This window comes from Allobrachymonas chironomi DSM 19884, from assembly GCF_000374625.1.
Classification (GTDB): domain Bacteria; phylum Pseudomonadota; class Gammaproteobacteria; order Burkholderiales; family Burkholderiaceae_C; genus Brachymonas; species Brachymonas chironomi.
The window spans coordinates 28,050-49,423 of sequence record NZ_KB894770.1 but is presented as its reverse complement, the minus strand read 5'-3'; the positions used below and the strand labels follow the sequence as shown (position 1 = coordinate 49,423).

Here is a 21,374-nt window from a genome sequence, read left to right as displayed (position 1 = left end):
TTATCGCAAGCCAAAACAGGGGTTTCTGACGCCAAACTGGCAGAAAACAGTGTTTGTCAGTTTTGTTTCAGACTTTTTCCGAGTTTCGTAACAAAAAACAGCGGAAAAAGCGCCCGCGCTCCTACAAGGGCGTCGGACATGGACTACAACCGGGCTAAAATCGCTACCCATGAAGAAATTGGCAATCACTTTTCTCCTGGGCCTGGGCAGCGTTGCTGCACAGGCAGCTCCCCAAGGCAACGACATCGACAACTTCCTGAACGAACGCGCCAGCATGGTGAACCAGTTCGGCCAGAACGTCCGCGATACCGCCTCCGACCTCGTCAGCACCGCCATGGGCTTTATTGGCGTGCCCTACCGTTATGGCGGCAACTCCGCCGAAACCGGTTTTGACTGCAGCGGTCTGGTGCGTGCCACCTACGAAAAGACTTTTGGCAAGATCCTGCCGCGCCGTGCTGCCGATCAGGCAGCAGCCACGCAGGTGATCGCCAGGTCGGACCTGCGCCCGGGCGACCTGGTGTTCTTCAATACCATGAAGCGCGCCTTCAGCCACGTTGGCATCTATGTTGGTGATGGCAAGTTCATCCACGCCCCGCGCTCCGGTGCCCGTGTGCGTGTAGAGAGCATGGACATCAGCTACTGGAACAGCCGCTTCAATGGCGCCCGCCGCGTGGTGGACAACAATGGTGCCAGCTTTGATGCCAAGGCCGCGATCCGCGTGGCCGAAAGCCTGAACTGATTTCGTCAGCCTCGACCCGTCCTGGGTTGACACCACAATTTGACGAGCTGCTCCTGCAGTTGCTGCCAATGACGCCCGATGCACCGCATCGGGCGTTTGCATTTTCAGCGAAGCATGAACCCGCGCAGTGTCATGCGTCTGGACTGACTGCGCCACCACATGCAATGCACATCATGGTGGCGCTGCAAGAGCGATCTATCTGGCAGCCGTCTCCAGCACCGCCCGAATCTTCGGCAGCGCCTGCTGCATCGCCGCCCGCCCGGCTTCGATCGATTTCTGGCGGTTGCTGAAATCGGCCGACGACATGCCGGCCAGTTGCGGCCGCAACACGACATCGGCCTGGGTCAGCTCGAACTTGCTGATGGTCTTGCCCATGATGGTGAAGGTCTGCATCAGCACCTGCAGCTGGCCGGTAGTGGCGGCATCACCCGGCTTGCTGCTGATATCGATGGCTACCACCACATCGGCCCCCATCTGGCGCGCGTACAGTACCGGCACCGGGGCCACCAGACCACCATCGACGTAATCGCGGTTGCCGATACGCACCGGCTCGAACACGCCGGGCACGGCGCTGGAAGCACGTACCGCCTGGCCGGTATTGCCACTGCGGAACAGGATGCCCTCGCCCGACTGCAGATCAGTGGCCACAATGCCCAGCCTGATCGGCATGGACTGGATGTTGCGGTTGCCGACCTGCTGATTGATGAAACGCTCCAGCGAGACACCGCGCAACACGCCGCGGTTGAACAACGGCAATTGCCAATCGGTGATGGAGGTCTGCTCGACGTTTTCGGCGGCCTGGCGCAAGGCATCGCCGCGCAAGCCGCTGGCGTAGATCGCTCCGACCACGCTGCCGGCCGAGGTGCCGACCACGATATCGGGCCGGATGCCGGCCGCATCAAGTGCCTGCAGCGCGCCCACATGGGCAAAGCCGCGCGCCGCACCACCACCCAACGCCAGTGCCAGTACCGGCTTGCGCATTGCCGCCGGTTTGCTCGTGACAGAGGCCGTGGCCGGCTCCTTGTGCACCACCTGCGGCGAGGTGATGGTACAGCCGGTCAGCGTCATCAGGCCGGCCAGCAGACAACTGGCCAGCAACGTGGTTTTTCCGGGCATGCGCGGCATGGCGTTCTCCTGTATTTCTGTTGCCCCGATGATGCACAGGAATCAGGCACAATCAGCGGCAAGGCGCAGAAAATAGCATGGATAGCGTCCTGTCGCACTACAATTGGAAATTACCTTAACGTAAACGTCAATCGCAAGGAGCACAGCATGGAGATCAAGGGCAAGGTTTTTATCGTTACCGGCGGCGCATCGGGTCTGGGTGAGGGCACGGCACGCATGCTGGCAGCCGAAGGCGGCAAGGTCGTGATCGCCGACATGAACGAGGAACGAGGCCAGGCTGTGGCCGCTGAACTGGGCGGCGTGTTCGTCAAGGCCAACGTGGCTGACGAGGCCGATGGTCAGAAGGTGGTCGATACCGCCACCGGTCTGGGCAAGCTGGTCGGTCTGGTGAACTGCGCCGGCATTGCCCCCGCCGAAAAAACGGTGGGCAAGAACGGCCCGCACAGCCTGGAGCTGTTCCAGAAAGTGATTACGGTAAACCTGATCGGCTCCTTCAACATGATCCGCCTGGCCGCCACCGCCATGTGCAAGAACGAGCCCGAGCCGACCGGCGAACGGGGCGTGATGATCTCCACTGCTTCCATTGCCGGCTACGAAGGCCAGATCGGTCAGGTGGCCTATGCCTCCTCCAAGGGGGGCGTGATCGGCATGACGCTGCCGGTAGCACGTGACCTAGCACGCAACGGCGTGCGCAACATGACGATTGCCCCGGGCATCATGGGCACGCCCATGCTGTTCGGCATGCCGCAGGAAGTGCAGGATTCGCTGGCTGCCAGCGTGCCCTTCCCGAGCCGTCTGGGCCGTCCGGATGACTATGCCAAGCTGGTCAAGCACATCCTGGACAACGACATGCTCAACGGCGAGGTGATCCGTCTGGACGGTGCCATCCGCATGGGCATGCGTTGATGCCCCGCCATCAGCGGACGTAACAATTGTCCGCAAGCGTAAAAGCCGGCCTGGTTGCAACTGGAGCCGGCTTTCTTTTGTTACAGCCTTGGCTGTGCGCGGCCTGCCAAGGCACACAATGCATCCTGACAGATTGCAGGATTCCATACGATGACAAAGACGACAACGACGACTGACCCCAAAGGAGGCATGCCATGCTGAACCGCAAGATGTACAAGGCCCTGCTGGGCATGGCCCTGGCCCTGGGGGGCCTGGCCGCCACCGGAGCAGCCCAGGCTCAGGTGGCCGTATCCGTCAACCCCTGGTACAACAACATCACCGTGGGCGCACCGCTGACCCATGGCGTGTATGGCCAGATCGTGATTGGCGATGGCCGCGTGGCACCGCCGGTGTACTACAGCAGCCCGCGCGTGATCACGCGCACGCGCTACGTCAACGAACCCATCTACCTGTATGTGCCGGATGTGCACCGCAAGGACTGGAAACGCTACTGCAAGCGCTACGACAGCTGCAACCGCCCGGTGTACTTCGTCAACGCCAACTCGCCACGTGCCAAGGCCAAGTCCGGCAACAACGGCAACGCCTATGGCCATTACGGCAAGGGCAAGTACTACAACGGCAATGCCAACCTGCACCCCAAGGGCCAGCGCGACTGGGATCGCGATGACGACCGACGTGGCAAGCACTGGAAACGTGACGATGACCGGCGCGGCAAGCACCTGGCCCATCAGGGTAACGGCAAGGGCGGCAACGGTAACGGCCACAACGGACGCGGCCGCGACTAAGCCAGCCCCTTCCCTGCCCTGAAACAACAACGGCCATGCAGCAATGCATGGCCGTTGTGTCTGGTGCGAACTGGCACGCCCTTGCGAGCGCCCGCCGCTTACAGTCCGGGCAGCTTGTAGTCGCCCAGCAGATCGCGCACCTTGTTCTTCAGCATCTTGCCGGTGGAACCCAGCGGGATCTCGTCCACGAACACCACATCGTCCGGTGTCTGCCACTTGGCGATGCGACCATCGTAATAAGCCAGCAGCTCCTCGCGCGTGACTTTCTGGCCCGGCTTGAGTGCGACCACCACCACCGGACGCTCATCCCACTTGGGGTGCGGCATGCCGACGCACGCCGCCATGGCGACAGCCGGGTGCCCCATGGCAATGTTCTCGATATCGATGGAGCTGATCCATTCACCGCCGGACTTGATCACGTCCTTGCTGCGGTCGGTGATCTGCATGTAGCCATCGGCATCGATGGTGGCCACGTCACCGGTATGGAACCAGCCGCCTTCATTCAGCGCAGACTCGGGGTAGCCATAGTAGCGATCCACCACCCAGTTGCCACGTGCCATCAGGTTGCCATAGGCCACGCCATCATGCGGACGTTCCTGGCCGTCGGCATCGACAATCTTGAGCTCGACACCGTACATGGAGCGACCCTGCTTGGCCAGCAGCTTCTTCTGCTCGGCCTCGGGCAGGCTGTCGTGCTTGGACTTGAGCGTACTCAGGGCACCCAGTGGCGACAGCTCGGTCATGCCCCAGGCATGGATGACCGTCACGCCCAGCTGTTCAAAGGTGTCGATCATGGCCGGCGGGCAGGCCGAGCCGCCAATCACGGTGCGCTGGAGATGCGGAAACTCCAACCCGTTGGACTGCACGTGCATCAGCAGCATCTGCCAGATCGTGGGCACACCGGCGGCAAAGGTCACTTTCTCGGTATCGATCAGTTCAAACAGCGATTTGCCATCGAGATTGGGGCCGGGAAACACCACCTTGCAACCGACCATGGCCGTGCTGTACGGCGTGCCCCAGGCATTGACGTGGAACATGGGCACCACCGGCATCGCCACATCACGCGCGCTCAGGCACATGGCATCGGGCATGACTGCCGCGTAGGCGTGCAGGATATTGGAGCGGTGGGAATACAGCACGCCCTTGGGATTGCCGGTCGTGCCGCTGGTGTAGCAGAGGCCGGCTGCCGTGTTCTCGTCAAACACGGGCCAATCGTACGAGGCATTGCGGTGGCGGATCAGGCTTTCATAGCTGACCAGGCCGGGAATGCCGCTGTCGGCCGGCAGACGGTCATCGTCACACAGCATGACCCAGTGCTTCACACCCGGGCACAGCGGCTGGATCTGCTGCGCCAGATGCAGGAAGTTGATTTCGAAGAACAACGCCTCGTCACCAGCATCGTTGACGATCCAGGCCATTTGCTCGTGGTGCAGGCGCGGGTTGATGGTATGCACCACGCGGCCGGTACCGCTGACACCGTAGTACAGCTCCAGGTGACGGTAGCCGTTCCAGGCCAGCGTGCCGACGCGGGCATCGCTACCCAGCCCCAGCGCATCCAGTGCATTGGCCAGCTGGCGCGACCGTGCAGCTGCATCAGCCCAGGTATAGCGATGGATGTCGCCTTCCACCCGGCGCGACACGATCTCGGTATCGCCGTGATTGGCAGCGGCAAATTCGATCAGGGAAGAAATCAGCAGCGGCTGAACCTGCATCTGGCCTAGCATGGGTTATCTCCTTGTGGTGTGGTCATGGTCTCATGCCATTGTGCCGCAATTTCTGCCCCGGCAATCCCTGCTGCAACAGGGACATGCCACTCTGCCGCACAATGCTGGCATGCAAGCCGATTCCCCTTCCCTCCCGCACGAACCACAGTGGCAACCCGGCCTGGCCGCGCTGGGCGATGCCTTTGTCAGCAAGCTGCCGCCGGTGCCGGTACCCGACCCGCGCTGGGTCGCGCACAGCCCGCAGGCGATCGCGGATCTGGGCCTGGACCCGGCCTGGCTGCAGGGCGAGCAGGCGCTGCAGCTGTTCAGCGGCAATGCGCTGCCCTCCGGCAGCCAGACCTGGGCCAGCGTCTATAGCGGCCACCAGTTTGGCGTCTGGGCCGGCCAACTGGGTGATGGCCGGGCACTGACGCTGGGCGCCCTGCCCGATGCCAGTGGCCAGCTGCAGGAAATCCAGCTCAAGGGCAGCGGCCTCACGCCCTACTCGCGCATGGGCGATGGCCGTGCCGTGCTGCGCTCGTCGATCCGCGAATTCATCGCCTCCGAAGCCATGCAGGCGCTCGGCACTCCGACCACGCGCGCGCTGTGCCTGAGCGCCTCGCCGCTGCCGGTCTACCGCGAGCGCGTGGAACAGGCGGCCATCGTCACGCGCTTTGCCCCCAGCTTTGTGCGCTTTGGCCATTTCGAGCACTTTGCCGCCCGCCAGAAGGACAGCGAACTGCGCCAGCTGGCCGATTACGTGATCGATTCCTTCTACCCGGATTGCCGCTCGGCCAGCGGCTCCCCCTACGCCGCACTGCTGCAGGCAGTGACCCGTCGCACCGCCACGCTGCTGGCCGACTGGCAGGCGATCGGCTTCTGCCACGGCGTGATGAATACCGACAACATGAGCATCCTCGGCCTGACGATTGACTACGGCCCCTACCAGTTCATGGACGGTTTCGATGCCAACCACATCTGCAACCACAGCGACAGCCATGGCCGCTACGCCTACGGCCAGCAGCCCGATGTGGCGCTGTGGAATCTGTACGCCCTGGGCCAGGCGCTGCTGCCGCTGATTGGCGAGGTGAATGCCACCCGACAAGCGCTGGATGGCTTTGCGCAGCAGCATGCCGATGCGCTGGCGCAGCGCATGGCCGCCAAACTCGGCCTGCAGGCCGATGCCCCCCTGCATGATGCCGGACTGCAGCTGCAACAATGGATGCAAGCCCATCGCATTGATCTGACCGCGTTCTGGCGGCGTCTGTCGTTGGCCGTGGATGCCGGCGCGCAGGACTTTGAAGCGGTGCTGGCCCTGTGCCCGGACCGCGCCGCACTGCAGACCTGGCTGGCACACTACCAGACACTGCTGCAACAGCATGCCCTGCCCGATGCCGGCAGGCAAATGCTGCGCAGCAACCCCGCCGTGGTGCCGCGCAACCACCTGTGCCAGCTTGCCATCGAACGCGCCGAACAAGGCGATGACCAGGGCGTGCGCGATTTGCTGGAAGCCTGCACCCACCCCTACGATGCGCGCTGGGATGACAGCGCCTATGCCGCACTGCCACCCGCATGGGCCGGCCAGCTGGCCATCAGCTGCTCCTCATGAGCGGCCCTGTCTGACACACCCGGCACGCAATTCGGCCTACACTGCACCACAACAACATCACAAGGAGGCAAGCATGGATTTCCCCGTCAAGAAAACCCCGATCGAATGGGAAGCGGTACTCGCCAGCAAGAACGCCGAACCGGTCGCCTACCAGGTCACGCGCGAAGCCGCCACCGAACACGCCTTTACCGGCGTCTATGCCGACCACTATGCCGATGGCGTCTACCGCTGCATCTGCTGCGACCAGCCGCTGTTTGCCAGCCAGACCAAGTTTGATGCCGGCTGTGGCTGGCCGAGCTACTACCAGCCGCTCAGCGCCGATGCCGTGGTGACGCGCCGCGACACCAGCCACGGCATGATCCGCGAGGAAGTGCTGTGCAGCAACTGCGGCTCGCACCTCGGCCACGTCTTTCCCGATGGCCCGGCCCCCACGGGCGACCGCTACTGCATCAACTCGGCCTCGCTCGACTTTGTTCCGGCCGAGCCCGACGATACGGATCCGGACTACCATCCGTAACCCTTTCGTCTGCAGGATGATCGCCGGATCGGCGAGAATAGCGGTTTGGCCGCTGCATGCGGCCGCTTTTGCGCATCGCCCATGAGACAACTGCTGGACTTCATCCCGATCATCCTGTTCTTCATCGCCTACAAGCTGGGGGATATCTACACTGCCACCGGCGTGCTGATGGCTGCCACAACGGCGCAGATGGCCATCATCTATGCCATGGACCGCCAGCTCAACACCATGCAGAAGGCGACACTGGCACTGATCCTGATCTTTGGTGCACTGACCCTGATCCTGCGCGATGACAGCTTCATCAAGTGGAAGCCCACGGTGCTCTATACCGCCATGGCAATCGCCCTGGGCGTTGCGCTGTGGGGCATGCGCAAGAATGTGCTGCAGATGCTGCTGGGATCGCAGATGCTGCTGCCGCAGCCGGTCTGGCATCGCCTGACCATTGCCTGGATCGGCTACTGCCTCTTCATGGCCGCCATCAACGCCGTGTTTGCCAGCCCGCGCTTCTTCACCACCGAGCAATGGGTTGATTTCAAGCTCTGGGGCTACATCTTCCCAATCCTGTTCGTGATTGGCCAGGGCCTGTACATCGCCCGACACTGGAAAGACAAGGAAACCGAATGACCACCGCCATTCCCACCGCCGACCTCCTGCAGCAGAAGCTGGAGCAAGCCCTGCAACCCACGCGCCTGGAAGTCGTGGACGAATCCGGCCAGCATGCCGGTCATGCCGGCGCCAACGGCCTCGGTTACGGTACCCATTTCCGCGTGCGCATCGCTGCGCCGGCCTTTGCCGGCAAGACGCGTGTGGCCTGCCACCGCCTTGTGTATGATGCACTGCAACAGGAAATCGACGCCGGCCTGCATGCGCTGGCCATCGACATCCTGAAAGACTGATTCCCTCTTCCCGAGCCCTCCATGATCAAGAAAAAAGTCCTCTACTCCCTCACCGGCATCGCCATGGCCGTGACGGCCACCGCCGTGCTGGCGCAAAACCTTGCCATCGTCAACGGCAAGCCGGTGCCGACAGCCAAGCTCGAAGGCGTGATGAACCTGGTGCGCGCCGAAGCAGCACGCTCGGGCCAGCCGGTACCGCCCGAGATGGAAGCCAATGTGCGCAAGCAGCTGATCGAGGACGCCGCCCTGGTGCAGGCGGCCGAGGCACGTGGCCTGAACCTGACGCCCGAATTCGCCACCCAGATGGACAACGCGCGCGACTCCATCCTGGTCAACCTGCTGGCCGAAGACTACCTGAAGCAGAACCCGGTAAGCGATGCCGACATCAAGGCCGAATATGACCGCGCCGTCGGCGACCAGAAGGAATACCGCTCGCACCACATCCTGCTCGAAACCGAGGAAGAAGCCAAAGCGGTACAGGCCGAGCTGGCCAAGGGCGCGCGCTTTGAAGACCTGGCGCGCAGCAAATCCAAGGACATGGCCTCCGGCGTGCTCGGCGGCGATCTGGGCTGGGCCCCGGGCGCGGCCTACGTGCCCGAGTTCACCAGCGCCCTCCAAGCCCTCAAGCAAGGCGAAACCAGCCAGCCGGTGAAGACCCAGTTCGGCTACCACCTGATCCGCCTGGACGGCGTGCGTGCAGCGCAAAACCTGCCGCCGTTCGAACAGGTCAAGGGCATGCTGGCCGAAAAGCTGGAGCAGGACAAGGTCCAGGCCATGCAGCAAGCCATCATCGACCAGGCGCGCATCCGTTAAGCACGCGCCCCTGCTGGCATTTTCCGGGCGAATCGCTACCATGGCGGTTCGCCCTTTTGACTTTTTTCCGTACTGATCCGCCATGCTTCCGCACCAGCTCGAACTGCTCAGCCCTGCCCGCGACGCCGATATCGGCATCGAGGCGATCCGCCACGGTGCCGATGCCGTCTACATCGGCGGGCCCGCCTACGGCGCACGTGTCAACGCTGCCAACAGCGTGCCGGACATTGCGCGGCTGGCGGAATTTGCCCACCGCTACCATGCGCGCATCTTTGTCACGCAAAACACCATCCTGCGTGACGACGAGCTGGAACCGGTGCGACGCCAGATCTGGCAGCTGTACGAGGCCGGTATCGATGCCCTGATCATCCAGGACATGGGCCTGCTGCAGCTTGACCTGCCGCCGCTCCAGCTGCATGCCAGCACGCAAACCGATATCCGCACGCCGGAAAAGGCCCGTTTTCTGCAGGATGTCGGCTTCAGCCAGATCGTGCTGGCTCGCGAGCTCGATCTGGAGCAGATCGCCGCCCTCCGCGCGGCCACCGATCCGGCACGCTGCAATCTGGAACATTTCATTCACGGCGCGCTGTGCGTGGCCTACAGCGGGCAGTGCTATATCAGCCACGCCAGCACCGGTCGCAGTGCCAACCGCGGCGACTGCAGCCAGGCCTGCCGCCTGCCCTGGCAAGTGACCGACAGCCAGAACCGCATCGTCGCCAAGGACAAGCACGTGCTGTCCATGAAAGACAACGACCAGAGCGCCAATCTGGAAGCGTTGATCGATGCCGGCATCCGCAGCTTCAAGATCGAGGGCCGCTACAAGGACATGGGCTATGTGAAGAACATCACCGCCCATTACCGCAGCCTGCTCGATGGCATTCTGGAACAACGCCCCGAGCTGGCTCCGGGCAGCAGCGGCCAGTGCCAGTTCAGCTTCACGCCCGATCCCGGACAGAACTTCAACCGCGGCAGCACCGACTACTTCACCCATGGCCGCCAGCAGACCATCGGCGCCTTCGACAGCCCGAAAAACCCCGGCCGCCCGATTGGCTACGTGCGCAAGGTCAACGCCGACAGCGTGGACCTGATGACGGACGACACCGCCAGCGTGCTGCACAACGGTGACGGCCTGTGCTACCACGATCTGCGCAACAACCTGGTCGGCCTGCAGATCAACCGTGCCGAAGCGCTCGGCCAGGCTGGCCACTGGCGCGTCTTTCCCAAGGACCCGATCGCCAGCCTGCGCGACCTGCGCCCGGACACCATCATCAACCGCAACCGCGACATGGACTGGGTGCGTACGCTGGAGCGCCCGAGTGCGGAACGCCGCATCGGCGTCTGGATCCGTCTGGAAGACAACGATGATGGCGTACATCTGCAACTGATCGATGCCGAAGGCCATGCCGGCAGCGCCACGCTGGCCTGCCGCAAGGAGCCAGCCCGCGATCCGGCGCGTGGCCAGCAAACACTGGAAGAACACCTGGCCAAACTGGGAGCCACCTGCTACCAGGCCGAATCGGTGGATATTGCCACGGCACAGCCCTGGTTCATTCCGGCCTCGCAGCTGAACGCACTGCGCCGTGCCGCCATCGAGGCGCTGGATGAAGCGCGCCTGCAGGGCTACGAGCGACCGCAGCGTGCCGCCCCGGTTGAACCGCCGGCGCAGTTCCCGGAAGACACCCTCACCTATCTGGCCAACGTCTTCAACCACCAGGCACGTGATTTTTACGCCAGGCACGGCGTGCAAGTCATTGCTTCGGCTTACGAAGCGCACGAGGAGGAAGCCGAAGTGCCGCTGATGATCACCAAGCACTGCGTACGCTACTCGCTCAGCATGTGCCCCAAGCAGGCCAAGGGCGTGAAAGGCGTGCAGGGTCAGGTACGTGCCGAGCCGCTCACCATCACGCACGAGGATGAGATCTACACGCTCAAGTTCGACTGCAAGCCCTGCGAAATGCACGTGATGGGCAAGCTGCAGCCGCACATCAAAAAGCGTGGCGTGGTACCGGCCGCAGACCGGGCGACGCTGGAAGTGCCGGTGCGTTTCTACAAGAGCTGAACGACTGCATCCGGCCTTGCCGGCTGAACGCCTGCCGGCAAGAAACGCTGCACATGGTCGTAAGATGACAAGCTTCGAGCCAACTGTCATGTCCACTCCCCGCAACACCATTCCCCGGCTGGCCCCGCACCAGCCCTTTCCGCCACCCTCGCAGGCGCTGGACGGCAGCACCCCCCACCCCGGCCTGCTGGCCGCCGGCGGTGTGCTGGACGCCGACACCCTGCAAATGGCCTATGCCCAGGGCATCTTCCCCTGGTACTGCGATGATCAGCCGATACTCTGGTGGAGCACCGATCCGCGCATGGTGCTGCGCCCGGAACACTTTCGCCTGCACAAGTCCCTGCGCAAGACCTTGCAGCGCTTTCTGCAGACGCCCGGCTGCGAAATCCGCATTGACAGCTGTTTTGATGACGTGATGCTGGCCTGTGCCGGTCCACGCACTGACCAGGATGGCACCTGGATCACCGACGACATCCGCGCAGCCTACGGCGAGTTGCACCGGCGCGGCCTGGCGCACAGCGTGGAAACCTGGATCGACGGCGAGCTGGCGGGCGGCTTGTTCGCTGTGGCACTGGGCCGCGCCGTTTATGGCGAAAGCATGTTCACGCGTGTGCCGGATGCCAGCAAAATCGCGCTGGCGGCACTGGTGGCCCTGTGCCGCCGCCATGGAGTGGAGATGATCGACTGCCAGCAGGAAACATCCCACCTGGCCAGTCTGGGAGCCCAACCGATCCCGCGCGCTGACTTTATCCGCTCGATCCAGCGCCAGCAACAGCTGTCTGCCATGCGCTGGCAGGCAGACCCTGAAAACTGGCAGCTACTGGGGCTTGATATCCATCAATATCATAAAGATACGAACGATATCGAATACTTCACCTGAATTTTTCGACGATAGAACTTCATGTTTTACATGAAGTCATGAATTCCATTGAATATCATGGTGTTATGGATTGTTCTTCAAGTGGCGTAGCTTCACACCTGCCAATCCACCGGCGACTGCCCATGCTGCTGCAGCCAGTCATTCGCCTTCGAAAAGTGTCCGCAACCAAAGAAGCCGCGATAGGCCGATAGCGGTGAGGGATGCGGCGCCTTGAGCACCAGATGCCGCTGCCGGTCAATCATGGCTCCCTTGCGCTGGGCATGGCTCCCCCACAGCATGAACACCAGTCCGTCACGGCCCTGGTTCAGCTGCGCCACCACGCGATCGGTAAATGTCTCCCACCCCCAGCTGGCATGCGAGTGCGCCTGACCCGCCTGCACCGTCAGCACCGTGTTCAGCAGCAGCACGCCCTGCTCCGCCCAGCGCTGCAGAAAGCCGTGCTGCGGCATGACAAAACCGGGAATATCGTTCGCCAGTTCCTTGTAGATGTTCTGCAACGAAGGCGGAATGCCAATCCCCGGCTTGACCGAAAACGCCAGGCCATGCGCCTGCCCCGCGCCGTGGTAAGGGTCCTGACCCAGAATCACCACGTTCACGGCATCAAACGGCGTCAGCGAGAACGCGCTGAACACCTCGTCGGCCGGCGGGTAGATCACCACCCCCTGCTGCCGCGCCTGGCGCAAGCGCGCCCACAAATCGGTGAAATAGGGCTGCTGCTTTTCTGCGCCAATGGCTTCGGTCCAGGTGTGCAAAACCAATCTCCTATGCAGGGGTTTTTCATGCGCCAGCATCATACGTCATGGAAAACCTGATTACCACCATTCCATGACATGCGCTACCATTACCTCATGTCTGACCACAGTCCGCATCCCATGCAACAACACCTGTTCCAGCTGCGCTCCACAGCCAGCTACGCATGCGGTTATCTGCCCGGACAGGAAGCCCGTTCACAGGTGGTGGTACCGATCCAGAAAGTCGATTCCTGCAACTACGATGCCCTGCTGGAGCAGGGTTTCCGGCGCAGCGGTGTCACCACCTACCGCACCGCCTGCCACGACTGCCAGGCTTGTGTGCCCATGCGCATTCCGGTACAGGCCTTCCGGCCTGATCGCAGCCAGCGTCGCGCCCTGCGCCAGCATGGCGATCTGACCACCAGGCTGCTGCCACTCGACTATACCGACGAGCATTACGCGCTGTATTGCCGCTACCAGCGGGTACGCCACAACGGCGGTGGCATGGACGACAACACCCCGGAGGACTACAACAACTTCCTGCTGGAAAGTCCGCTGGAAAGCATGCTGGTCGAATTCCGGCTGGATGGCGTGCTCAAGATCGTCTCCATCATAGATGTCACGCCACATGCCCTGTCGGCCGTCTACACCTTCTACGCAGATGACGCCGGTGCCTCCTACGGCACCTATGCCATCCTCTGGCAGATCGAATTGGCACGCCGCACACGACGCCGTTACGTCTATCTGGGTTACTGGATCGAGCAGTCGGACAAGATGCGCTACAAGATCCGCTACCGTCCATTTGAACTGCGCATCGATGAACGCTGGATGCGTTACGAGAACTGCAAGACCCCGCTCTTCCAGTCTCGCGCCTGAAACAGCAGCCCCGCTTTTCATATTGTAGAATGATGGTTTGCTGCAGTTGCAGCAAACACGGCTTCCCGTTTTCACCATTCACATGCAAGCAACCATCCCTTCCCCGAGCGATTCCGACAAGTATGCCGACATCAGCATCCAGGTGCTGCAACGCATGTTCGTGCTGCTCGACATTCTGGCCGAACGCGACGAGCCGCTCAGCCTCAAGGGAATCAGCGAACGCTCCGGCCTGCACCCCAGTACCGCCCACCGCATCCTGAATGATCTGGTGATCGGCGGCTTTGTGGACCGCCCCGATACCGGCAGCTACCGCCTGGGCATGCACCTGCTGGAACTGGGCAACCTGGTCAAGGCGCGCATCAGCGTGCGCGATGCCGCGCTGCGCGTCATGCGCGAGCTGCATCGCCAGATCCAGCAGCCAATCAACCTGAGCGTGCGCCAGGGGGATGAAATCGTCTACATCGAGCGCGCCTACAGCGAGCGTTCCGGCATGCAGGTGGTACGCGCCATTGGTGCCCACGCACCGCTGCACCTCACCTCCACCGGCAAGCTGTTTCTGTCGCGCGACGACGCCCAGCGCGTGCGTGCCTATGCCACCCGCACCGGGCTGCGTGGCCAGACGCGCAACAGCATCACCCAGCTGCCGCAGCTGGAACGTGAGCTGCAACAGGTGCGCCAGACCGGCCTGGCACGCGACAACGAGGAGCTGGAGCTGGGCGTGCGCTGCATGGCCGCCGGCATCTACAACGACCAGGGCAGCCTGATTGCCGGCTTGTCAATCTCGGCCCCGGCCAACCGCATCGATGAAGGCTGGGTCGACAAGCTGCAGACAGCGGCCGACGAGATATCGCACAACATGGGCTATCGCCCCTGACTACGGCACGCCTTTCAGGGCGCCCACGAAAAAGGCGGGTCCATCCGAACCCGCCTTTGTCTTGTGTGCTGGCTACCGGCTTCAGTAAGCCATGTCCACCGCGCCGCGCGAAGCGATGGTGGAACCAAAGCCACGGCTACCGCGCGACTTGGCTTCCACGAAGTTGCGGATCGCCTCGGCATCTTCCACGCGCTTGTTGCTGGAGGAGGAATCCATCAGCACGATCAGCACGTTGCGGCCATTGATATTGCTCTGCATCACCACGCAACGGCCCGCCTCGGAAATGAAACCGGTCTTCTGCAGGCCGATGTCCCAGTTGACGCTGTGCACCAGGCGGTTGGTGTTGTTGAAACGGGTGGAGCGGCCATTGACGGCAAACTCGGCACCCGGATAGGTGGTGTAGTTGCGGATCAGCGGATAGCTGTAGGCGACCTTGGTCAGCAGCGCCAGGTCACGGGCGCTGGAGCGATTGGCGCTGTTCAGGCCAGTCGGCTCGACATAACGCGTGTCGTTCATGCCCAGCATCATGGCGCGCATGTTCATGGTACGCACGAATTCGCTCATGCCACCCGGATAGGTACGACCCAGTGCATGCGCCGCACGGTTCTCGGAAGACATCAGTGTCAGGTGCAACAGCTCCTGGCGTGTCAGCGTGGTACCTACGGCCAGACGCGAGCTGCTGCCTTTCAGGCGGTCCACGTCGTCATAGGTGATGGTGATGCGCTCGTCCATGGACAGGTTGGCGTCCATGATGACCACGGCCGTCATCAGCTTGGTGATGGAGGCAATCGAACTCACCATGCGGCCATTTTTGTTCAGCAGCACCTCGCCGGTCTGCTGGTCCATCACGAACGCCACGCTGGAATGCAGGCCGGCGGGCGACATCATGCTGTCATTGCCCAGGCCACCAATACGGCCCAGGGTATCACGCTGCGGCACGGAAACGCGCACGAAATGGTTCTGTTCGGGTTGCACGCGTGCCGGGGCTGCGGCTACCAGCGTACGTACCGGTGCAGGAGCCGGCGCCACCACGATCGGTGCCGGTGCCGGCGCTGCTGCTACCACGGCCGAAGCGGCTACGCGGGTACTGGTGTAAGTCACCGCCGGAGCTGCCACCGGGCGGGCCGCGACCGGCTGGCTCGGCACCAGCGACAGGGCTGGTGCTGCGCTGGCGGCGGCCAGCACGGCAGCCGGAGCGATCACACTGGCGGCTGCTGGCGCAGCCACTACGGCAGGAGCCGGCGCGCCTACCTCACGCACCCTGGAGTTGCGCTCGGCCAGCAACGTGGCAATGCGGTCCTGTTCCAGCTCGTTGTCGCGCTTGGCCTTGGCAGCCGCTGCCAGTCGCTTCTGGCGCTCTACCTCGCGCTGACGGTCCAGTTCGCGCTGGCGCTCCAGGCGCGCAGCTTCGGCCACACGCTTTTCACGCTCAGCCTCGATGGCCTGCTTGCGCGCCAGTTCTTCGGCTTCCAGACGCGCTTCGCGTTCAGCCTTCAGGCGCTCGGCCTTGCCCAGGCGACGTGCCGGGCGCTCTGTAGTTGCCGCAGTCTTGGCGCCCTTGCCGGCGCGAACCTCCGGCTCTTTCACGGCCGTGCCCTTGCTCACGCCACCTGCGGCATAACGCACCTGCAGCACCAGCTTGTCGTCTGCCTGACGCACGCCCTTGCGGGTGGAGGCACGCTCGGCCGTGGCGGCCTTGCCCTTGACCGGGATTTCAGCCTTGTCATCCTTGGCGGCACGTGCGGCTACCTTGGTGGTAGCGGCCTTGTCGTCCTTGCCAGCCTTGGCTACGCGGGTACTGGCCTTGCCCTCATCCTTGTCAGCCTTGCCCTTGGCAACGCGTTCTGCCTTGGGTGCGGCCTTGGCGGCAGCCTTGTTGTCATTGCTCTTGGCGGCTACGCTGGTTTTCTTGGCGCTGGCCGCAGCCGGCTTGGCCTTGGCGTCCGGCTTGGCGGCATGTGCCGGCAGCGCCAGCGTGGCACAGGCCACGCTTACGCACAAGGCACCTTGTGAAAGGAATGTCAAAAAGCCTTTTTGCGCAAATTGGGAGCGATTGGACATGATGTACTTCCTTGAAATGATTTCCGATCGTCGATGACAGAAGTTTACACCCTATAAAAACCGGCGCAATATCAACGACTTGGGAAATGAACTTAAGACAGCATTAATTTGTAATATTTGGCGAACATGGTCTTTCAGAAACCTGACAAGCTCTATTTATACGCCTGTTGCGACCGCTTGTGTAACAACTGCAGGCAATTGCAACGCGCCCGCATAAACAACAACGGCCTGTCCGCAGACAGGCCGTTGTATGGGCAATGCTAGCCGGGCATCAGACGCCTTGTGCGTGGACGCGCTCGACCTTGCTGTGCAGCTTGTTCAGCGCACTGATATAGGCCTTGGCCGATGCCACCACGATATCCGGGTCGGCACCCACACCGTTGACAATACGGCCGGCCTGCTGCAGGCGCACCGTCACTTCGCCCTGGCTTTCGGTATTGCCGCTGATGGCATTGACCGAATACAGCACCATTTCGGCACCGCTGTTCACATGCGACTCGATGGCCTTGAGCGAGGCATCGACCGGGCCGTTGCCGGTGGAATTGCCGGTGACCTGCTGGTCGCCCACGGTAAACACCACTTCCGCCTGCGGCTGGGCACCCATCACGCTGCTTTGCGACAGCGACACCAGGCCGTAGTACTCCTTGTCGCCGGTCACGGATTCGTCGCCCACCAGCGCAATGATGTCCTCGTCGAAAATCTCGCTCTTGCGGTCGGCCAGTTCCTTGAACTTGGCAAAGGCCTTGTTGATCTCGTCCTCGCTCTCGAGCTGGATACCGAGTTCTTCCAGGCGCTGCTTGAAGGCATTGCGGCCACTGAGCTTGCCCAGCACGATCTTGTTGGCGCTCCATCCCACATCTTCGGCACGCATGATTTCGTAGGTGTCGCGCGCCTTGAGCACGCCGTCCTGGTGGATGCCGCTGGCGTGGGCAAAGGCGTTGGCACCAACCACCGCCTTGTTCGGCTGCACGACAAAGCCGGTGATCTGGCTGACCAGTCGGCTGGCCGCAACGATCTGCTGGGTGTCGATGCCGACTTCCAGGTTGAAATAGTCCTTGCGCGTCTTCACCGCCATCACGATTTCCTCGAGCGAGCAGTTGCCGGCGCGCTCGCCCAGGCCGTTGATGGTGCACTCGACCTGGCGTGCGCCGCCAATGGCCACGCCGGCCAGGCTGTTGGCCACCGACATGCCGAGGTCATCGTGACAGTGCACGCTCCAGATCGCTTTGTCACTGTTCGGCACGCGCTCGCGCAGCGTCTTGATGAAGTTGCCATACAGCTCGGGCACGGCGTAACCCACGGTATCGGGAATATTGATGGTGGTAGCACCCTCGTTGATCACCGCCTCGCACACGCGCACCAGGAAGTCCATGTCGCTGCGGTAGCCGTCTTCGGCGCTGAACTCGACATCGGCTACCAGGTTGCGGGCAAAGCGCACCGAGCGGCGTGCCTGCTCCAGCACCTCTTCCGGCGTCATGCGCAGCTTCATCTCCATGTGCAGCGGGCTGGTGGCGATAAAGGTGTGGATACGCGCACGGTCACTGCCCTTGAGCGCTTCGGCCGCACGGCTGATGTCGCGGTCATTGGCGCGCGCCAGCGAACAGACGGTGGAATCCTTGATGGTGTTGGCGATGGCCTGGATGCACTCGAAATCACCGTTGGAGCTGGCGGCAAAGCCGGCCTCGATCACGTCCACGCGCAGGCGCTCCAGCTGGCGCGCAATGCGGATCTTCTCGTCACGGGTCATGGAAGCGCCGGGCGACTGTTCGCCGTCACGCAAGGTGGTATCGAAAATGATGAGCTTGTCGGACATGGTGTTTTCCTTGGGTTGGTATGCGGTAAGGATGGAACGGTCGGTTCAGCACCCGTGACGACACCAACGAAAAGGCCCGCTGCGGGTGCAAACGGGCCTGTGCTGAAAGGTTTTTGCGCGTGCTACTTACCCCGCCCGTTGGACGTTGGCCAGTAGTAGGGAGATCGCAAAGCTTTTCATGGGTTTTACTGTAGCACAGAATATGAAAGCCCGTTTATTGGTGCAGGCCTTTTTCATCGGGCTCGTCGGTCGAGGTGGCGACGATGCTCACGTACTGGCCGCGCGACTTGCGCCAGACATACAGCCCATAACCGCTGATCGAATAGGCCACGAACAGCAGGAACAGCATGGTCGGCGGTTCGATATTGATCAGGGCAATCAGCAGTACCAGCAGCACGACCCAGACAAAGGGGACGCTGCGGCGGCCGCCAAAGTCCTTGAAGCTGTAGTACGGCACGTTGGTGACCATGGTCAGGCCGGCAAACAGCGTGATGGCAAACATGACCCAGGACAGGTCGCCGCGCACCAGATCCTCACCGCGGCGAATGAACAGCTCCAGAAAAGCCTTGAACCAGGGCACATCGCGGTGCGCCGTGATCATCTCGTTGGTCAGCCAGATGAAGCCGGTGACCAGTGCGGCCGCGGCCGGCGACGGCAGGCCCTGGAAGAAGCGCTTGTCGACCACGCCGGTGTTGACATTGAAACGCGCCAGGCGCAGCGCGGCACAGGAACAGTAGATGAAGGCGGCAATCCACCCCCAGCGGCCGAGCGGCTGCAGTGCCCACAGGTAGGCAATCAGCGCCGGCGCCGCACCAAAGCTGACCATGTCGGACAGCGAATCCATCTGCTCGCCAAAGGCGCTCTGGGTGTTGGTCAAGCGTGCCACGCGGCCGTCCAGGCTGTCCAGCACCATGGCAGCGAACACGCCGATAGTAGCCAGGTCAAAGCGGCCGTTGATCGCCATGACGATGGCATAGAAGCCGCCAAACAGCGCCGCCAGCGTGAACAGGTTGGGCAGCACGTAAATGCCCTTGCGCGGCGTCTTGCGCGCCGGCGCGCTGGTGGGTGGGGTATCGATATCGTGATCGTCGGATTGCATGCGATTCCTGCGGGAAAAGCCCCCTGCCCGGCTGGCACGGGGCGGTCATGGCATCTTACAGCACTGCCAGAATCGTGGTGGTGGCAGACACCTTGTCGCCAGGCGCGACCTGCGGCTGTGCCGTCAGCGGCAGGTAGACGTCCACGCGTGAACCAAAGCGGATAAAGCCGTAGCGCTGGCCGCGCGTCAGCACCTCGCCGGGCTTGACGTAGCACAGGATGCGACGCGCCACCAGACCCGCCACCTGCACCAGCGTCACGGTGGTGCCGTTGCTGTCGATCACCACGGCATTGCGCTCGTTTTCGGTGGAGGCCTTGTCCAGGTCCGCGTTGACGAAGGAACCAGGGAAATACTGCACCTTGGTCACCGTGCCATCAACTGCGGCGCGGTTGCTGTGCACGTTGAACACGTTCATGAACACGCTGATCAGCAGCGCATCACGGTCGGCGTAAGGATCACGCACCTTCTCGACCTTGACGATGCGGCCATCGGCAGGCGACAGCACGGCATTCGCCTGCTGCGGAATCGGACGTGCCGGGTCACGGAAGAACTGGACCACGAACAGCGCGATGATCCAGAACGGCAGGGCCACCCAGCCACTGAAGAACACATGCAGCAGCAGTGCCACGATGATGCTGCCGGCGATGAAGGGCCAGCCTTCGCGGGCCAGGATGGGATGGGGATAGTGCTTGTTCATGTCGTATACAGGGGTCATGCGCTGCGGGGAGCGCCAGAAACGGCAAAAGCCACCGTGGTGGCTTTTGCTGGGCCGCCAGACCTGCCACTTGCGCGGCAGGCTCAGCAGCGATTGTGACACGGCCAGGCCGTGTCCTGCCGGCTGGCAATCAGTTCTTGCTCTGGTCGACCAGCTTGTTCTTGGCAATCCAGGGCATCATGGCGCGCAGCTGGTTACCGACCACCTCGATCTGGTGCTCGGCGTTCTGGCGGCGACGGGCCGTCATGCTGGGATAGTTCAGGCGACCTTCGCTGATGAACATCTTGGCATATTCGCCGTCCTGGATGCGCTTCAGTGCAGCGCGCATGGCCTTGCGGGACTCTTCGTTGATGACTTCGGGGCCGGTCACGTACTCGCCATACTCCGCGTTGTTGGAGATGGAGTAGTTCATGTTGGCGATGCCGCCTTCGTACATCAGGTCCACGATCAGCTTCAGCTCGTGCAGGCACTCGAAGTAGGCCATTTCCGGAGCGTAGCCAGCTTCGGTCAGGGTCTCAAAGCCCATCTTCACCAGCTCGACGGCGCCACCGCACAGCACGGCCTGCTCGCCGAACAGGTCGGTCTCGGTCTCTTCCTTGAAGTTGGTCTCGATGATGCCGCCCTTGCCGCCGCCGTTGGCCATGGCATAGGACAGCGCCAGGTCACGTGCCTTGCCGGACTTGTCCTGGTAGATGGCGATCAGGGACGGCACGCCGCCGCCCTTCAGGTACTCGGAACGCACGGTGTGGCCCGGGCCCTTGGGAGCAACCATGATCACGTCCAGGTCAGCACGCGGCACGACCTGGTTGTAGTGCACGTTGAAGCCGTGGGCAAATGCCAGCGTGGCGCCCTGCTTGATATTGGGAGCGACGTTGTTGTTGTACACCTCGGGGATGTTCTCGTCGGGCAGCAGGATCATGACCAGGTCGGCAGCCTTGACAGCCTCGTCCACTTCCATCACGTTCAGGCCGGCCTGTTCGACCTTGCTCCAGGAAGCGCCACCCTTGCGCAGGCCGACCACGACCTTGACGCCGCTGTCGTTCAGGTTTTGCGCGTGGGCATGGCCCTGGCTGCCGTAGCCGATGATGGCAACGGTCTTGCCCTTGATCAGGGACAGGTCACAGTCCTTGTCGTAGAAAACTTTCATGAGTATCTCCAGTAGGTATAGGGGGA

20 protein-coding genes are annotated in these 21,374 nt (G+C 62.5%); 12 read left to right on the top strand and 8 right to left on the bottom strand.

Annotation, left to right across the window (positions count from 1 at the left end):
• Positions 1–169: 169 nt before the first annotated feature.
• Positions 170–739: a C40 family peptidase gene (locus C513_RS0107805; protein WP_018715491.1), complete on the top strand. Its 570-nt coding sequence runs from the start codon at positions 170–172 to the stop codon at positions 737–739.
• 195 nt (positions 740–934) lie between these two features.
• On the opposite strand, the gene C513_RS0107800 is transcribed toward C513_RS0107805, so the two are convergent.
• Positions 935–1,864, bottom strand: coding sequence for a patatin-like phospholipase family protein (locus C513_RS0107800; protein WP_018715490.1), 930 nt, complete (start codon positions 1,862–1,864; stop codon positions 935–937).
• Positions 1,865–2,011: 147 nt separating this feature from the next.
• On the opposite strand from C513_RS0107800, the gene C513_RS0107795 reads away from it, so the two are divergent.
• Both C513_RS0107795 and C513_RS12990 read left to right on the top strand, forming a co-directional pair.
• The gene (locus tag C513_RS0107795) at positions 2,012–2,770 is read left to right on the top strand and encodes a 3-hydroxyacyl-CoA dehydrogenase (protein ID WP_018715489.1); all 759 of its coding nucleotides are present in this window, start codon (positions 2,012–2,014) and stop codon (positions 2,768–2,770) included.
• Between the two features lie 194 nt (positions 2,771–2,964).
• A complete protein-coding gene (locus tag C513_RS12990) occupies positions 2,965–3,555 on the top strand; it encodes a hypothetical protein (protein ID WP_018715488.1) in 591 nt (196 codons plus the stop codon).
• 98 nt (positions 3,556–3,653) lie between these two features.
• Here the strand turns inward: C513_RS12990 and C513_RS0107785 are convergent, their stop codons facing one another.
• A complete protein-coding gene (locus C513_RS0107785) occupies positions 3,654–5,279 on the bottom strand; it encodes a 3-(methylthio)propionyl-CoA ligase (protein ID WP_018715487.1) in 1,626 nt (541 codons plus the stop codon).
• 109 nt (positions 5,280–5,388) lie between these two features.
• On the opposite strand from C513_RS0107785, the gene C513_RS0107780 reads away from it, so the two are divergent.
• The 7 genes from C513_RS0107780 (at position 5,389) to aat (ending at position 12,032) form a co-directional block, all read left to right on the top strand.
• Positions 5,389–6,867 (top strand): protein adenylyltransferase SelO, encoded by a 1,479-nt coding sequence (locus tag C513_RS0107780; RefSeq protein WP_033394967.1) that lies wholly within the window; start codon positions 5,389–5,391, stop codon positions 6,865–6,867.
• Positions 6,868–6,940: 73 nt separating this feature from the next.
• Positions 6,941–7,384, top strand: coding sequence for a peptide-methionine (R)-S-oxide reductase MsrB (msrB, locus tag C513_RS0107775; protein ID WP_018715485.1), 444 nt, complete (start codon positions 6,941–6,943; stop codon positions 7,382–7,384).
• 81 nt (positions 7,385–7,465) lie between these two features.
• Entirely contained in the window at positions 7,466–8,008 is a 543-nt protein-coding gene (locus tag C513_RS0107770; protein ID WP_018715484.1) for a septation protein A, read from the top strand.
• A complete protein-coding gene (locus C513_RS0107765) occupies positions 8,005–8,280 on the top strand; it encodes a BolA family protein (protein ID WP_018715483.1) in 276 nt (91 codons plus the stop codon). The genes C513_RS0107770 and C513_RS0107765 overlap by 4 nt, the downstream gene beginning before the upstream one ends.
• 21 nt (positions 8,281–8,301) lie before the next feature.
• Complete coding sequence (locus C513_RS0107760; protein ID WP_018715482.1) at positions 8,302–9,093, top strand: peptidylprolyl isomerase; 792 nt, start codon at positions 8,302–8,304, stop codon at positions 9,091–9,093.
• An 82-nt stretch (positions 9,094–9,175) separates the two neighbouring features.
• Positions 9,176–11,152, top strand: a complete 1,977-nt coding sequence (locus tag C513_RS0107755) for a peptidase U32 family protein (protein WP_018715481.1) — start codon at positions 9,176–9,178, stop codon at positions 11,150–11,152.
• 88 nt (positions 11,153–11,240) lie between these two features.
• Positions 11,241–12,032 (top strand): leucyl/phenylalanyl-tRNA--protein transferase, encoded by a 792-nt coding sequence (gene aat / locus C513_RS0107750; RefSeq protein ID WP_018715480.1) that lies wholly within the window; start codon positions 11,241–11,243, stop codon positions 12,030–12,032.
• A gap of 92 nt (positions 12,033–12,124) precedes the next feature.
• Here aat and ung read toward each other — a convergent pair whose 3' ends face one another.
• Positions 12,125–12,823, bottom strand: coding sequence for a uracil-DNA glycosylase (gene ung, locus C513_RS0107745; protein ID WP_076342724.1), 699 nt, complete (start codon positions 12,821–12,823; stop codon positions 12,125–12,127).
• A gap of 57 nt (positions 12,824–12,880) precedes the next feature.
• Between ung and C513_RS0107740 the strand changes: the two genes are divergently transcribed.
• Positions 12,881–13,639, top strand: a complete 759-nt coding sequence (locus C513_RS0107740; RefSeq protein ID WP_026320673.1) for an arginyltransferase — start codon at positions 12,881–12,883, stop codon at positions 13,637–13,639.
• An 82-nt stretch (positions 13,640–13,721) separates the two neighbouring features.
• Positions 13,722–14,513 (top strand): IclR family transcriptional regulator, encoded by a 792-nt coding sequence (locus tag C513_RS0107735; protein ID WP_018715477.1) that lies wholly within the window; start codon positions 13,722–13,724, stop codon positions 14,511–14,513.
• An 81-nt stretch (positions 14,514–14,594) separates the two neighbouring features.
• Here the strand turns inward: C513_RS0107735 and C513_RS14605 are convergent, their stop codons facing one another.
• From C513_RS14605 to ilvC, 5 genes are all read right to left on the bottom strand, one after another.
• The gene (locus C513_RS14605; RefSeq protein ID WP_026320671.1) at positions 14,595–15,740 is read right to left on the bottom strand and encodes a D-alanyl-D-alanine carboxypeptidase family protein; all 1,146 of its coding nucleotides are present in this window, start codon (positions 15,738–15,740) and stop codon (positions 14,595–14,597) included.
• 1,105 nt (positions 15,741–16,845) lie between these two features.
• Positions 16,846–18,387, bottom strand: a complete 1,542-nt coding sequence (locus C513_RS0107725; protein WP_018715475.1) for a 2-isopropylmalate synthase — start codon at positions 18,385–18,387, stop codon at positions 16,846–16,848.
• 214 nt (positions 18,388–18,601) lie between these two features.
• Positions 18,602–19,486 carry a CDP-diacylglycerol--serine O-phosphatidyltransferase gene (gene pssA / locus C513_RS0107720; protein WP_018715474.1) on the bottom strand — a complete coding sequence of 295 codons (885 nt, stop codon included), beginning with the start codon at positions 19,484–19,486 and terminating at the stop codon, positions 18,602–18,604.
• A 55-nt stretch (positions 19,487–19,541) separates the two neighbouring features.
• Entirely contained in the window at positions 19,542–20,183 is a 642-nt protein-coding gene (locus C513_RS0107715; RefSeq protein ID WP_026320670.1) for a phosphatidylserine decarboxylase, read from the bottom strand.
• Between the two features lie 148 nt (positions 20,184–20,331).
• Complete coding sequence (gene ilvC / locus C513_RS0107710; RefSeq protein WP_018715472.1) at positions 20,332–21,348, bottom strand: ketol-acid reductoisomerase; 1,017 nt, start codon at positions 21,346–21,348, stop codon at positions 20,332–20,334.
• Positions 21,349–21,374 lie beyond the last annotated feature (26 nt).

Coding starts and splice junctions, on each gene's coding strand:
- C513_RS0107760 (WP_018715482.1), top strand. CDS start 8,302: ATGATCAAGAAAAAAGTCCTCTACTCCCTCACCGGCATCGCCATGGCC.
- C513_RS0107735 (WP_018715477.1), top strand. CDS start 13,722: ATGCAAGCAACCATCCCTTCCCCGAGCGATTCCGACAAGTATGCCGAC.
- C513_RS0107795 (WP_018715489.1), top strand. CDS start 2,012: ATGGAGATCAAGGGCAAGGTTTTTATCGTTACCGGCGGCGCATCGGGT.
- ilvC (WP_018715472.1), bottom strand. CDS start 21,348: ATGAAAGTTTTCTACGACAAGGACTGTGACCTGTCCCTGATCAAGGGC.
- pssA (WP_018715474.1), bottom strand. CDS start 19,486: ATGCAATCCGACGATCACGATATCGATACCCCACCCACCAGCGCGCCG.
- C513_RS0107715 (WP_026320670.1), bottom strand. CDS start 20,183: ATGAACAAGCACTATCCCCATCCCATCCTGGCCCGCGAAGGCTGGCCC.
- C513_RS0107755 (WP_018715481.1), top strand. CDS start 9,176: ATGCTTCCGCACCAGCTCGAACTGCTCAGCCCTGCCCGCGACGCCGAT.
- C513_RS12990 (WP_018715488.1), top strand. CDS start 2,965: ATGCTGAACCGCAAGATGTACAAGGCCCTGCTGGGCATGGCCCTGGCC.
- C513_RS0107800 (WP_018715490.1), bottom strand. CDS start 1,864: ATGCCGCGCATGCCCGGAAAAACCACGTTGCTGGCCAGTTGTCTGCTG.
- C513_RS0107805 (WP_018715491.1), top strand. CDS start 170: ATGAAGAAATTGGCAATCACTTTTCTCCTGGGCCTGGGCAGCGTTGCT.
- C513_RS0107765 (WP_018715483.1), top strand. CDS start 8,005: ATGACCACCGCCATTCCCACCGCCGACCTCCTGCAGCAGAAGCTGGAG.
- C513_RS0107740 (WP_026320673.1), top strand. CDS start 12,881: ATGTCTGACCACAGTCCGCATCCCATGCAACAACACCTGTTCCAGCTG.
- C513_RS0107770 (WP_018715484.1), top strand. CDS start 7,466: ATGAGACAACTGCTGGACTTCATCCCGATCATCCTGTTCTTCATCGCC.
- aat (WP_018715480.1), top strand. CDS start 11,241: ATGTCCACTCCCCGCAACACCATTCCCCGGCTGGCCCCGCACCAGCCC.
- C513_RS0107780 (WP_033394967.1), top strand. CDS start 5,389: ATGCAAGCCGATTCCCCTTCCCTCCCGCACGAACCACAGTGGCAACCC.
- C513_RS0107725 (WP_018715475.1), bottom strand. CDS start 18,387: ATGTCCGACAAGCTCATCATTTTCGATACCACCTTGCGTGACGGCGAA.
- msrB (WP_018715485.1), top strand. CDS start 6,941: ATGGATTTCCCCGTCAAGAAAACCCCGATCGAATGGGAAGCGGTACTC.
- ung (WP_076342724.1), bottom strand. CDS start 12,823: ATGCTGGCGCATGAAAAACCCCTGCATAGGAGATTGGTTTTGCACACC.
- C513_RS0107785 (WP_018715487.1), bottom strand. CDS start 5,279: ATGCTAGGCCAGATGCAGGTTCAGCCGCTGCTGATTTCTTCCCTGATC.